At 58.4% G+C, this 13,196-nt stretch carries 8 protein-coding genes and 7 pseudogenes; 7 read left to right on the top strand and 8 right to left on the bottom strand.

All coding sequences use genetic code 11. The annotated features are described in order from the left end of the window. The 3 genes and pseudogenes from NKH90_RS33380 to NKH90_RS33370 form a co-directional block, all read left to right on the top strand. A partial coding sequence (locus NKH90_RS33380) for an amidohydrolase family protein (protein ID WP_352823526.1) occupies positions 1-616 on the top strand: 616 nt, incomplete at its 5' end. Beyond that, a complete protein-coding gene (locus NKH90_RS33375; RefSeq protein WP_352823523.1) occupies positions 613-1,716 on the top strand; it encodes an amidohydrolase family protein in 1,104 nt (367 codons plus the stop codon). The genes NKH90_RS33380 and NKH90_RS33375, both read left to right, overlap by 4 nt. A 252-nt stretch (positions 1,717-1,968) precedes the next feature. After that, positions 1,969-2,046 (top strand): annotated as a pseudogene (locus tag NKH90_RS33370) (twin-arginine translocation signal domain-containing protein); the annotation flags it as partial. 263 nt (positions 2,047-2,309) lie between these two features. Here NKH90_RS33370 and NKH90_RS33365 read toward each other — a convergent pair. Then, positions 2,310-3,304, bottom strand: a pseudogene (locus NKH90_RS33365) (IS110 family RNA-guided transposase). A gap of 251 nt (positions 3,305-3,555) precedes the next feature. Between NKH90_RS33365 and NKH90_RS33360 the strand changes: the two are divergent. After that, positions 3,556-3,651, top strand: a pseudogene (locus NKH90_RS33360) (IS630 family transposase); the annotation flags it as partial. Between the two features lie 18 nt (positions 3,652-3,669). Here the strand turns inward: NKH90_RS33360 and NKH90_RS33355 are convergent. The 6 genes and pseudogenes from NKH90_RS33355 to NKH90_RS33330 all read right to left on the bottom strand — a co-directional run bounded on the left by NKH90_RS33355 (position 3,670) and on the right by NKH90_RS33330 (position 10,230). Continuing rightward, positions 3,670-4,452, bottom strand: a complete 783-nt coding sequence (locus NKH90_RS33355; RefSeq protein WP_352823518.1) for a pyrroline-5-carboxylate reductase — start codon at positions 4,450-4,452, stop codon at positions 3,670-3,672. 27 nt (positions 4,453-4,479) lie between these two features. Continuing rightward, positions 4,480-4,786 (bottom strand): annotated as a pseudogene (locus NKH90_RS33350) (FCD domain-containing protein); the annotation flags it as partial. 108 nt (positions 4,787-4,894) lie between these two features. Then, entirely contained in the window at positions 4,895-6,886 is a 1,992-nt protein-coding gene (locus NKH90_RS33345) for an HAD-IA family hydrolase (protein ID WP_352823513.1), read from the bottom strand. Between the two features lie 228 nt (positions 6,887-7,114). Further along, a complete protein-coding gene (locus NKH90_RS33340; protein ID WP_352823510.1) occupies positions 7,115-8,137 on the bottom strand; it encodes a hydroxymethylglutaryl-CoA lyase-like TIM-barrel protein in 1,023 nt (340 codons plus the stop codon). Between the two features lie 46 nt (positions 8,138-8,183). After that, entirely contained in the window at positions 8,184-8,990 is an 807-nt protein-coding gene (locus tag NKH90_RS33335) for an SDR family NAD(P)-dependent oxidoreductase (RefSeq protein ID WP_352823508.1), read from the bottom strand. A gap of 13 nt (positions 8,991-9,003) precedes the next feature. Next, positions 9,004-10,230, bottom strand: a complete 1,227-nt coding sequence (locus NKH90_RS33330; protein ID WP_352823505.1) for an ATP-grasp domain-containing protein — start codon at positions 10,228-10,230, stop codon at positions 9,004-9,006. A 370-nt stretch (positions 10,231-10,600) separates the two neighbouring features. Between NKH90_RS33330 and NKH90_RS33325 the strand changes: the two are divergent. Both NKH90_RS33325 and NKH90_RS33320 read left to right on the top strand, forming a co-directional pair. Then, a pseudogene (locus tag NKH90_RS33325) lies at positions 10,601-10,729 on the top strand (IS6 family transposase); the annotation flags it as partial. Beyond that, positions 10,701-11,203, top strand: a pseudogene (locus NKH90_RS33320) (DUF3363 domain-containing protein). The pseudogenes NKH90_RS33325 and NKH90_RS33320, both read left to right, overlap by 29 nt. 642 nt (positions 11,204-11,845) lie before the next feature. Here the strand turns inward: NKH90_RS33320 and NKH90_RS33315 are convergent. Then, complete coding sequence (locus tag NKH90_RS33315; protein ID WP_352823502.1) at positions 11,846-12,637, bottom strand: transposase DNA-binding-containing protein; 792 nt, start codon at positions 12,635-12,637, stop codon at positions 11,846-11,848. Between the two features lie 353 nt (positions 12,638-12,990). On the opposite strand from NKH90_RS33315, the pseudogene NKH90_RS33310 reads away from it, so the two are divergent. Beyond that, positions 12,991-13,196, top strand: a pseudogene (locus NKH90_RS33310) (hypothetical protein); the annotation flags it as partial.

Below are 13,196 nucleotides of genomic sequence, written 5' to 3'. Positions count from 1 at the left end.
TCAGGTCCTGCTGCTGGCCGGCAACGAGATGCTTCTCGGCCGGAGCCATTTTTGGCCGATCTATGAAGCAGCCCAAAAGCATGGGCTGCCTGTCGGTATCCATGCCGGGACGATGTATCGCTATCCCACGGCGAGCGGCGGTATGGGATGGCCTTCGACCTACCTCCAGGACTATGCCAGCGCAACTCACATTTTCGCGGCGCAGCTCCAGAGCCTGATCATGGAGGGCGTATTTGCCAAATTCCCGGATCTCACCTTCGTGATGATCGAGGCGGGCATCAGTTGGGTGCCGAGTTTTATCTGGAAGAGCAAAAAGGACTGGCATGGTACCCGCGGCGAAGTCCCGTGGGTGAAGCGCTCTCCTGCGGCGGAAATCCGGGATCGTGTCCGGTTTACAATCCAGCCATTCGATACGTCGAAAGATCCGGTGCACGTCGAGAAGCTGATAGAGCATCTCGGCAGCGAAGACATGCTGCTCTTCTCGTCCGACTACCCCCACTGGCAGTTCGACGGAGATGATCCGATGCCACCCGGTTTTCCAGCGCGGCTTCGGCAGAAAATCGCGCGGGAGAATCCCTTGCGAACTTACCCACGGCTGATGGAGACGGTGAAATGAACGATACGACAGTCAGCCCGAAGCAGCCGGTGCGTGCTGCATCTTCGGCAGGTATAGCCGATTGCGATATCCACCCGGCGCTCAAAGACCAGTATGGCCTCCATCCCTATATTTCCAAGCGGTGGCGCGATCATCTCGATCAGTATGGCGAGTTGGGGTTCGAGGCATTTGCCAGCGGCTACAACTATGACGGATCCAATCCAAGGTCGTGCCGTCGTGATGCCTGGCCGAATGGCGGGCTGCCCGGTTCGGACCTGGTGCTCATGAGGAAGCAGCACCTCGATCCCAACAATGTTGTCTTCGGTGTGCTCCAACCCATGGTAGGGCTGCCCAATGGCGGGCGCAATCTCGATCTCAGCAACGCGTTGTCAACGGCGGTCAACGATTGGCAAATCGCCGAGTTTGTCGAGTTTGAGGATCGGCTGAGAGCATCCGTTGTGGTCGTTCCGGACGATGCCGTTGCCGCGGTCGCGGAAATCGAAAAGCGGGCTCTGGATGTGCGATTTGTCCAGGTGGAGATATTCGCAGGGACAACCGAGCCACTGGGCCACCGGCGCTACAGGCCTATCCTGGAAGCCGCGGCTCATCATGGCTTTCCGATTGGCATGCACATCGGAGGCCGAGCCGGCGCACGGACCGCCAGCGGCTGGCCGTCCTACTACTGTGAGGACCATTTGGATCTCACCTTCGCTGCGCAGTCGCAGATTATGAGTCTCATTCTTGAGGGCGTGTTCAATCAGCTGCCATCTCTCAAGGTGGCCATCGTCGAGTGTGGTTGTACCTGGTCGATCGGGCTTGGACACCGGCTGGACATGTTGTGGCGGCGGATGGGCTCGGAGGTGGCAAGCTTAAAACATCCGCCTTCCCATTATCTGCGTCAGCATTTCTATTTTTCCACACAACCGGTGGAAGAACCGGACAATCCCGAGGAGCTCAACTATCTGTTTGATCAAATCGGCTGGGACAGGCTGCTCTATGCGAGCGATTATCCTCACTGGGACTTCGATGATCCGCGCTATGCCTTCAAGGCTCGAATATCCGAGGAAAACAAGGCGCTGCTTTTTCGGGAAAACGCCAGGAAAGTCTATCGGACCCTGTAACGCGAACAGCGGAAGAAGAACCGTGTTAGCATCTTCCGTCGGCGAATCCGGATCAAAGCGTCACGTCCGCGAGGACGTTTTGGAGCGAACGTCCCCTCGGATTCATACGGGGGGTTCCGAAGGTGACTCGAGCTTCTTCAGATCGCAGGAGGGCAGCGACTGATTACATCGTGCGGGTGCAGCCAATAACCGATGAACAAAAGAAAAGGGGAATTAAGATGAAGTCAATTTTCTCAGTGAGTGCGTCGCGAAGGTAAGCTGTCCCGGCGCGATTTCTTAGGTCGGGCAGCGACACTCGGCCTCGGTGCAATCTTGGCTAACAACCTGCTTCTGTAAGGGCCTCTATAGGACCCCATTTTGCTTCGTCCAGTTGCCGGGGTCTTGCTTCTGTACCGGGTCGGTGCGCGACCGTCACCTGATGGAGTTTGAAGAGGATAAGGCCGACCAATCTTAGTGACGCGTGATCGCGATGCCACGTAGGCTGTTGCGGTCTGACCTGATCCATCGTCCCGGCAATGGGACCTTGCTTCGGGAGGGCCTGGTGTCGTGACCCGCCCGAATAGGGTTGTCCCCCCTTTCTCAGGCGGCTGCCGTCATCGTCCTGGCCGCCGCGTTGAAGACATGCGGTGCAGGATCACCGCAAGCGTGCGCGCCAGCGCCACCTTGGCCTTCTTCATCCCGGCCCGCGGGGCGATCCGCATCGCCCAGCCTTTTGAGCTCCGTGCAGCCCTTGAGCGGCTTCACCAGCATGATGTGGGCGGCCTCATAGAGCGCCGTGCGCACTGCGGCATCCCCGATCTTGCTGATGCGGCCGCTATAGTCGATCTCGCCGGATTGATAGTCTTCGGCGTCACGCCGAAATGCGCGCCCGCCCGCTTCGACGAGCGAAAACGCCCGGGGTCGTCGATCGCAGCGGCATAAGTGAGCGCCACGATCGGACCGACTCCCGGCGTTCACGTCAACCGCTTGACCCTGGCATCAACGCGCACCGGCGCGCGAACCTTTTTCTCGAGAGCCTGGAACTCGCGCAGTAGCACGGCGTGCACAGAAAGCAGCACCGTGGCCACCGTCTTCAGGTTCGGATGGCCAGCCACCAGTTCACGGATGCGGCAAGCAAAGTCGCGCGGTGTTGTCTTGCCGACGTTAAGCCCGAAGCCGCGCAAAATGCCACGCACACTGTTCTCTACATCCCTCACCTTCGATGAGCTTGCGCGCCGTCAGGACCGCCCGCACCTCTTGCGCGGGCAGCGACTTGCATGCACCGGCCGGAACCAGCCAAGCCGCATCAGCTGCGCGATCCCCCGAGCGTCATTGCGGTCCGACTTCACCGGCATGGCTTTGAAGGCGTCGCACATGTCGCGTCTCCAGCAGCTCGACCGCCAGTCCCGCCTGCCGCATCGCCGCAAAGAGCCATTGCGACAGCGGCTTCCAGCCCGATCCGCGCCAGAGGAAGGCCGAGCGAGGCAAACCAGGCAATCAATGCCTCCGGCTCGCTCGCCACCCTGGTTTCGCGAACGATCTTGCCGCTTGCATCGATAACGCACAGCTCGAGTATTCCAATGACGTCGATCCCTGCATAATGCTTCATGGTCGTCTCTCCTTGATGTTTGGAGCGGGCCTGTCCCGATTCCGTTAACATCATCAGTGTGAAGGACGACCACCTCATCGCCAAGCGAGCCGCGAGCGGAGCGCGCCACTCAAGCGCCGTAGCGAGTGAGCGGCCCGCTTGGCGGCCCGTTGCCCCACCTAGAGCGTTCTGTCATTTGGATTGAATCGGAGGGGATTCCCGAATCGCGGTATTTTGATACAACCTTCTGGCTGGGAAGGAGGCCAGCCATGATGGCGTCATCATATTCGCAGGACTTGCGGGATCGTGTCATCGTAGCAGTCGAGGAAGGGATGAGCCGGCGTGAGGCGGCGCGGCGGTTCGGGGTCAGTGACTTACACAAAACCCTATTGCGTGATCCGTTCTAATACACGGTCCAGCGCCCGCTTTAGTGCATTCGAACCCCCGTTGCCGTCGAAGTCCAGAAATACCTGCTCGTTCAGGCCGCCTTTGGTGGCAAATTCGCGACTCAGGCTGATGAGATCGACATCCCTGCCAGCAAGGAGCGCCGTCTCGGAGATACCGGCGAAGAGGGGCGCAAGATAGGCGCGGCCCTTCTTTTCAGGTAGACCGTGTGCCGCGAGCCACTCCGTCGTACGGTGCATGATGCCGAAATACGTCGCCATCAGCGCGCTTGCGGCGGCGAGGAGGTCGTATTCCGTCTTCGTCTCGCATTCGACAGCGCTGCCGAGCACAGTGAAGATCGCCGCCGTATCGGCGTCCGGTGGATAGACGGCGGTGACGCCCTTGCGACGCGCGACGAAGGGTAGCGGGATCGCCTGAGTGAGACTCACATCCGCTCCGATCCATTCCAAAAGGCTCGGTCGGCTCGTCGCTGCGACGACGCTGATCACCCTCTTTCCGTCGCGGAGCTGCAAGGGGCGGACGACCCCTTCCGCGATCTGCGGGCGGATCGCCAGCACGAGGGTGTCGCAGCCCTCAACGATCGCCTGGTTATCACTGGAGACGCGTACCTGCGGGAAATCAGCCGCGAGCTTCGCCGAAACATCCGCGCTGCGCTGGGAGACCATGATGTGCGGCACTGCCGCCGGCTCGGCGAGCAGGCCGCGCACCATGGCGTCGGTGATGGCGCCGGTTCCGATGAAGCCGATCTTCTCGGGCAGAGGCATGGTCACTCCGCTGCAACTAGGGAAAGCAAGAGAAACGTCGGTCGTGTAGTTTTCGCGCAGTAGCTGGATAAACTTATCCTGGAACTGCCAATATGGGCATGAGCAGTTAGACATCCTTGACGCGGATCCCTTCAAGCGTCAGGTTATGCTCGTCGCTCAGAAGATAACCGTCGCCCGAGCGCTTGATATTCGAAGTGCAGATGCAGGATGCACTGGACCTGATTAAGCAGCCGTTCGTAAAAGAGGCGAGATAGGAATTCTTGCCGGCATAGCCGATTGCCATATGGAGCTGCCTGTTGGCCTTCGACCTTTTCAGATGCACGTTAGTCTCCAATCCGCGCTTCTCGCTCGAAGTTGTGGCGCTCCCATGCAGAACTTGGCCCATAGCGCATCCTTTGATTCGGAAGGTAAGGATGCCCCATCAAAGTCTGGGATCAAACACCTAGTCCGTTGTATTGGAATGCTTCGCCGACCGAACGTGTGGAAATAAACTGCCGTCGAAAATTTGATTGAGGTTGGTTGCGACGAAATCTGCAGCGCCGTACTCGTCTTGACGCAACTCGCCGCAGCTGTTGAGGCCGGTGGTTACGAGAAGTGCGTCGAGCCCTGCAGCCTTTGCGCCCTTGATATCGGTATCAACCTGATCGCCGACCATCAAAAGACTGTCGGTACCTGCCCGAGCGATGCACTCTTCGAAAATCGCTCTTCCTGGCTTGCCCATAATCTCTACTGAGAATGGAGGAGCACCGAAGGGCGCTAGTCCAGCTTGGAGCATTGGCCCTATTATACCTGGTCCAAAGACGAGTGTGCCGTTTTTGGTGGAATAAATGATGTCCGCGTTTGCCAATATAATACGGGGCATTTTGCCCGTCTCGATTAGCCTGCGTTGAAAGGTCGACAGGATGTGATCGGCAGCCCGTTTAAAATCGAAACCTTCGTCATCGAGCACCACGAGTGTGTCGAATGTGACGGCCGTGTCAGCGCAATGGAGATTTGGATGCTTGCCGAAAATATCATGCGCAGCATGTGCACTGCCCACATACGAAACCCCCCGCCCGGCTGCCAGCTCTTCGAGTACGCGATGTCGCGCAACGCCTCCCGCGGAAACTATACGGTCGACCGCTGGGACCGGAAGCCCGGCGCCGCGGAGACGTGCCAATATCGTTTCATCCGATCCACTACTGATATTCGTCACGATATAATATGGCCGCCCGCACGTATTAAGTCGGGCCAAGACATCGGCAGCGCCGGGGAGGGCGTCAATTTCGTTGACCAGGACCCCAGTAGCGTCGAAAAGTATCGCCTCATAGTAATCTGCCAGTGTCCGAGGAGGGCTTTCGAGGGCGCCGGTTTGAGGACAAGCCGACCCGATCCTTGCCTGAACCGAGCACGCCTGAGTGGGTGGAAAGTTGCCGTGACGCACGGTCCTCGCATTGGGTGGTATGCGGGTCTCGCACGTCTCGCTATAAGCCCAGGCCAGCCACTCGCATAAAACCGCCAAGTCGTCTGTCTCGACCGTAGGCCCCGCCCATATCCGGAATCCCGGGGGCGCGTCAGCGTAGCTCCAGATGTCAAAAGCCGCGCCTTCGGCCTCGAGTAGACGGATCATCCCCGCAACGATTTTGCGGTCGTCCTCTTTCTCGTCGGCAGCGTGCTGCTCTCGTACAAGCCGAAGAGTAATCGAACAGGTGGAGCGTGCTGCCGGGTTCGTGCAAGTCCAATCGATCCAAGGAGTAGAGTTCACCCAATCGGCCATCACGGCATAGTTATTGGCAACCCTGTTCAGCAGCGCGGGTAGTCCACCGCACGCTTCGGCCCAGCCGAGCGCAGAGTGGATATCCTCGACGGCGAACATGCTGGGAGTCGAGATCGTGCGTCCGCCAAAAAACGCCTTGTTTACGGACCCGTCGGCGTTGTGCAGTCTTATGAGCCTGGCTACAGGCTTACGTCCGTTGACCTTCAGGCGTGCCTGGGCCCGAGGCGAGAGCGCGATCATGCCATGGCCGCCTTCGCCGCCAAGCGCCTTCTGCCAAGACCAGCATAGAACATCGATACGATCGAAGTCGATGTGCCTTGTAAAAGCTGCCGAGACGGCATCTGCGATCACGAGCCCGGCACGATCAGTAAGAATCCAGTTAAGATCCGGTGGACAAACGCCATTGCTGGTGCCGTTTAGCACTAGAACGATGTCGTGATTGGGATCGATCCTGCTCGTGCTCGGAAAATCTCCGTAAGCACATACGTGCCGGCGTTGGGCGGCAAGCGCCAACGTATCGATCTCATTTGCCCAATACTGCGAGAAGCTGTCCGACACGAATGTCTCGACCGGAGACGGGCCCAGTAAATTTTGTAAGGCCATGCTGCAGGCCCCAGTGCCCGAACCGGGCACGATCCCGCAGAGCCAGCTGTCAGGCAGCTCCAGCAAAGAGGCCATGCGCCTGATTACTTCTGCCAGCCGTTCTCCGCCCTCGGAACTCCGGTGACTCCGTCCAACATAGCGCAGCATAGTTGGGTGCACGCTCCACCCGGGATGTTTGCGGCAAGGGCCTGATGAAAACCGTGGATCGCACGGAAGGGCCGATGGTTTCACTTCCGCATTCGGTACGGTCATGCGGTTCCTCCACATTTGGAAAAAGGGGCACTTCGACAGAGGTAACTGCGATCAGGCGGTGTCGTGCGCCCTCAAGCGCCGAAAGCTTTCATCGGCAAAACTTAACCGTTCATCGGCGCGAAGTTCCGAAAGGCGCCTGATAATCGACGCGTCACACAACGCCCCGCCTTCACGTAGCTTTTGAACATAGGACGGATGAATGAAGTTCGAGGCCGCGAATTGATATGCCGCGCTGCTGCCCCAGCCATACCGTTTCTGAAGCGGATCGAAGTGACGCACAACGTGCTCGAGGAGTGCCCGTTCGTTGGATGTTTCGAGACGAGTGAGAATTGGAAGGAGCTGCTCAGTAGCCGTATTCCCTGCCCCGCGGCCCATGCCGCCCATGGTGCAGTCTATCCAGGTCGCTCCCGCTATAGCAGCGGCCATTGAATTGGCCACTGCACATCCGCGGTTGTCATGACCGTGGAACCCAATGTCCGGCTCAATTCGATCCGCAAATTGGCCGATAATTTCATGAACGCGAGCCGGCGTCATAGAGCCAAAGGAATCCGCAATGTATAGCACGTCGATGGTATCGATCTGCTCCACCTCCTTCAGGCACATCTCAACCTCCGCGACGTTTGCTGCGTCGATCTGCATGAGATTCAAGAACACACGGAAGCCCCTATGAGACAACTCAGCAAAAATGTTCCGGCAGGCAGCCAAGCTGAGGTAGTTCGCCGCCACGCGCACGGTCGTGATATGCCCCGGCACTAGCCCTTCTATCAGGCGGGCGACGGCAAGGGGTATTGGCAGCTCGCTCGCAAGCGCATCCTTGGCATCGATCATCACGCAGGTCCTGGCCAGGAGACCGGCAGCAACCTGTTCGGCCTTGGTGCTCGTCACACTGGCGAAATATCCGTGGCTCTCAGGCTTTCCGGCGAGCCCCAGCTCGACCATGCCCACTGGAAGAGTGTTGATGGTAGCGACGTAGTCCGACACCAGTTCCGGCGCGAAATCCCAACCTGTGTAGTAGCCACCGTCGCGCAAGGTGCAGTCTAGGAAGTTCACTTCATCTGGAATTGTGTTTAACATCGCCCAGTCTCCTCCAAATACCGCCCCTTAATCGAAGCATCCTGCATCAGCACGCCGCGTAGCCCCCATCGACATAGAGGATCTCGCCTGTTACGAACGATGCAGCTGGGCTCGCGAGGAAAATGTAGGGTCCGAAATATTCGGACAGATTGCCGCGGCGTCGCATCGGAGTGAGTTCCATTGCGCGGCGCTGATAAGGGCTATCGAGATTAGCATGCACCCCATCCATGAAGTTATTGATGAATCCAGGTGCGACGGCGTTTACACGAATACCCTTATTGGCCCATTCTACCGCCATGGTGCGCGTCAGTTGGTTGACGCCGCCCTTGCTAGCAGCATACGCAGTCAGGCCCGGTATGCCGAGCGAACTGGCGACCGAAGAAGTCATGATGATGCTGCCACCTCCTTGATTCAGCATTGCTTGGGCGGCAAACTTGGCACAATAGTAGTAGCCACGCAGATTGGTATCGACAATTTCGTCCCATTCCGGCTCTTCATATGAATGCGCCGGCTTAATGATGTCGGTCCCTGCGTTGCAGACCATCACATCGATCTGTCGAAACCGGTCGACCGTGCCACTAATCAGTGCCTTGCAATCGTCATGCGAACGCACATCAGCGCGGATAGCCGTCACATTGATTCCTTGGCCCGCAAGTTCGGCCTCTGCTTCGGTCAGCTCTTCAATATTGTGCGAGGAAAGGACTATCTTGGCACCCAATCGCCCAAAACAGGTAGCGAGCGCTTTGCCTAGACCGCGGCTCGATCCCGAAATGCAGACTACCTTGCCGGCAATTCCGAAGAGCTCCTGGTATTCTTCTGCACCAAATGCATTATTACGATTTCTATCGGACATTACATATACCACTCTAACTATTATCTGGGTGGTTTAGATCAAGGTCATTTCGTTCATGGTCGCGAAATGGTGTGATCGACCAACGGATCAAGTCGACCGCACGCTGAAGAATCGCCTCGGTGTGAGGAAGACTGGATGAAGCGGCGATGACATGTCCCAACAAGTCTAGATCATCGCCTTTTTTGAAAATCGGCCTTTGAGTTTGATCGTAAAATTTGACCTCGACAACACCTGGTACAGCAGCGGCTTCACTGTCCCCAACGATCCAATCGAGCGTGCCACTGCGATCAGCAAGCAGGTATCGCGCGACCGCTGTCTGCGAATGCCTTTTGCGCAAATCCCATTCTTCGCCGATGGCAAGCTTGATGTGCGCGGTGATGAGATCAACGCCGTAAGACAGACGAACCAGTTGGGGAATCGGCGAGCCACAAAGGCGCGGATTCACCTCAATGACGACTGGGCCACGCTTGGTCCACCGGACTTGAATGCCCGCTGGCCCCCAGCCCAGGCCGAGAGCGCGCAAACAGCTCAGCGAAATATCGGTTATACGCTCATGCTCATATTCAGTCAGCGGTGCCGGATAAATTTCGTCCACCGGCGCGACGAAACGCGGTGGAGGGCCGGAGTGGTAGATGCTAATTCCAATGGCCTCATTCCCCATTGTACTGACCCCATAACTTGGGCCTTGTGCGAATTCTTCGACCAGCATCCTCGGCCCAGACCGCCATATGTGCTGCCCGCCCAACAAATAGGAGGTATGTTGAGCTAACTCGTCGGCAGTGCAGCACAATCGGACGCCCTCGCTGTTGCTGCCCACCGCAGGCTTAACTACCACCGGCAGTCCGAGCTCCGAGGCAGAATCCTCCACTTCAGCTGCATTGGTCGCCAAGCGATAAGCAGGCATCGGAACGCCTGAGGCCGCGAGAAGTTTACGCTGAGTGTACTTATCGCAGCATTGTTCAACAGCGTCCGGATTCGGTCCCGGCAGATCGAAATGGCGGCAGAGCTTGCCAACTGTCGCATACACTGGGTCCAACGCGCCCGTGATGCCAGCAATTCCATAGGTCTCTTGGAGCCTGGAACACTCGCGGATTAGCGCATCCAGATCGTCTGTATCAACACGGATTGTCTCAGCCTCTTTCGCCCCAAAATGGTCATACCGAGTTGGATCGTCCGAAAGGGTAATTGGGTGGAGGCCAAGACGCTGAGCGGCCTGGACGTAGAGCAGACCTGAGCCCATTCTCGTGCCTCCAACTAAGATCAACGCTCTTGCCATTGCTGTGGACCCTTTCTGTGCGTGCCGTGCGGCGGTCTAAAGGATTGTCGGCATTTTTGTAGCCGCGCTGGACCTCAGACCTTGCCCCAAGGCTACCATCGTCAACGATTTTGCGGCGTTAAAGATCTGCAAATCTTTTTTCGAGTTTTGTTGCAGCACCTGCTGTTCAAATTTTGTGTGTGCGTATTTGCAAAGCCGGACAGGGCGTTGCCACGCTGTTTAAAATCTGTCGGCATGAGGCCCACACCTCCCTGTTCAGGCGGGCGGTGCACTCAGGCGGTGCTGTCACGTTGATTGAGCGGTAAGGAAATTGCGGTAGCAGCGCGGCGCGCCCGTGACCGGGAGTGCACCGACCCATAAGAACCACCGCTATCCGATCCAAATCGTGGGCCGTACTGTCTGGCTCTACTTCCGCTTCAATCTGAGCCTGTGCGATGTCGAGGAAATGCTTCTCGATTCTGGAGCAGCAGGTCGGGTGCGACGGCGCCACCTGGCTTGATCGCGAGCTGGTTTCCGATGGACCAGAGCCCTTGGGGAACTCGGGTTTCGGCCACGATGTAGGAGAGGCTCAGGTTTGCCGGCGGCAGTGGCTAATCGCCCAGGGCCTTGCGCGTGAAGAGCAGGATCGGATCGTCTACCGCACCAACATGTTGGCGCATCTGCGCCAGCGCGAACTGAACCGTGGTGCCGGTCAGCTCTCGGACGAACTCGGCCTGTCCGATGTCGAAGCGCAATCCGGAGAGCGAATGGAAAGCACGCTCCTCCGCTCTGTCGAACTCGCCAGCGGAAAATAATCGAGAAATCGCGTGAGTTCACGCAGGTGCGGTGGCGGCCGGTGCTCGAACGGCATATCGGCAAGCAGGTGACCGGCATCATGCGCGGGGATGGGATTTCCTGGACGATCGGGCGGCAGGGAGGCGGGCCCAACGTTTCGTAATGACGGCAATGGTGCGGACTGCATTAAAAGGGACATGCTGATGAGGCGGACGCTGCGGGGTCACGTCGAATGGGTCGCCCGAACTTGCGTCGATAAACCAAGTCACTTCGGCCGGTTATCCGCAAATAGCCGCAGCGCATCACCAACCCGTCATCGCAAGACACTTTGCAAGATCAGATCCGAGCCCGTGGTATTCAAGGCTATCTGAATCGCTCAGACTGCTCAGTTAAGAAGGTCCGGCATAATCGGAGAGTAGAGCATCTGCGAGGAAGTGGACGAAAGGAAGCACGCTTACCAAGGCGAATTTCCTGGCCAATCAGGCAGTCGCGAAGGAGCCCAATCGTCGTGACCGCATCCGGCACCTTGTCCGCCCGGCCCCCGCTAGAACCTCCCGTTACGACGTGCAAATAGCCAGCGCAGGGCGTACCAGCCGAGCTTCTCGACCGCCACGGAGAGATCTTCGGCCAGCAGGTTGGTTACAAGCTTCCAGTCGATCGGCTCGCGACCGGCCGGCGGATCCTCTTCGAGGGCATGGATTTAGGTCAGAACCTGCGGACTGTAGTGCTTCTGTTTGCCACGGGCGGCAATGTGTTGATGGCGGCGAGCTTCACCTGCAGCCAGGTCGTCTCGTCCTGATCGACCCTAATGCGATGACGTCCCGCCCAGGGGGCCGCCGCAAGTTGGGCAAAGACGCGATGCGCGGGATCGTGGGACAGCATCGGAGCCGCTCGGCCAGCCTGTTCGTCTGCACCCGCACGAGGCAGCTGGTACCAAGGTCCTGCGCGGTGCAATAGAGCTCGTAGATCTCGCTCTCCCGGTCACCCACATGCACGCAGCGCTCGGGTGCGCCAACGAGCGCCATTGGACTGACGCAAGTACTCCAGCCAGCGAGTAGCTCTCCTTCGTCTCGGTCGGCACGCGAGTGGGATTGATGTGCCGCTTGAGCGCGAGCGTTCCCCTGAACTTAGTTCGTGTCCAGAACTTCGCCGCCGTCAGACCGAGGGGTGTGCCGGTGAGGGTGACGGCCAGCCTCGAATGCATCAGCACCCCGCACAAGGTCAGCACGTTGGGCTGCCCAGCCTTGTAGCGCCCGGCGTTGACGGTGTTGGTGAAGCCGATTTTGCCCGGCTGCGCTCGGCTGTAGATAAATTCGGTCGTTTCCTCCAGGATAAGGATCGGACCTTCGTTCGCCGCAACGCGCGCCGCGGTCGGGGCGAAATGGCCGGCGAGAACGGTTACACGCGGGTTGTCAACGAAGCGGTAGGCCGCCTTCGCCGCCGACCGCCGCAGGCCGCCGGGATCGGATTGCCCGGCGCGGCTGACAGCCGATCCCAGCAACCGCTGCAGCCGACTGGCCACGCGCTTGTCGGGGAGGGCCGCCCCGCAAAGCTCTTCCTGCCAAGCGGCTTCGCTGCTGCTGGTCTCCTCTCGCATCGTGACGCCTCCGTGATTCGGCCTCACGGACAGAATCACGGCAGATTTATACGGGCAATAGGCCCGCCGACGACGTCGAAAGCTTCACCGAATGGGTACCCAAAAAATGGTCCGTCGCATCCACCGTCGTCATGCGCCCCAGTCATCAAGAGCGTAACAGATCTTACAAGTAACTTCACAGAATCTTTGCACCCGTATTTGTGACAAATGGTAGGTTTACCCGAACTCGGGGTTTAGGCAGCAGGCACCTGGTGCTTACTAGTATCTCGACTGAAACAGGAGCCGTGCTCTGATGGTCCAAGACTCGTGTCCTCGCAGCAAATCACATATCAGCGGTCCTGAGGGGAAGTGATATGCCGATCCAACATTCCATCTATTCCATCGAGCCTGCAGAAAACAGGGGGAGCATCACCACTACAGAACTGCTAGAAGCGGCCGCCGATGCAGTTTGGAGGCCACAGATCTATCACCAGGCGTTCGGCGGCACAGATGCGACAGAGATCATCGCCGAGGGCGGGCCGCAGCCAGGGAATAATTCTGGCCACGGCGACGCTCTTTG

It is taken from the genome of Mesorhizobium sp. M0898 (assembly GCF_040319695.1).
Taxonomy (GTDB): Bacteria; Pseudomonadota; Alphaproteobacteria; order Rhizobiales; family Rhizobiaceae; genus Mesorhizobium.
The sequence above is the reverse complement of the archived record's forward strand: the minus strand, read 5'-3'. Positions and strand labels throughout refer to the sequence as shown.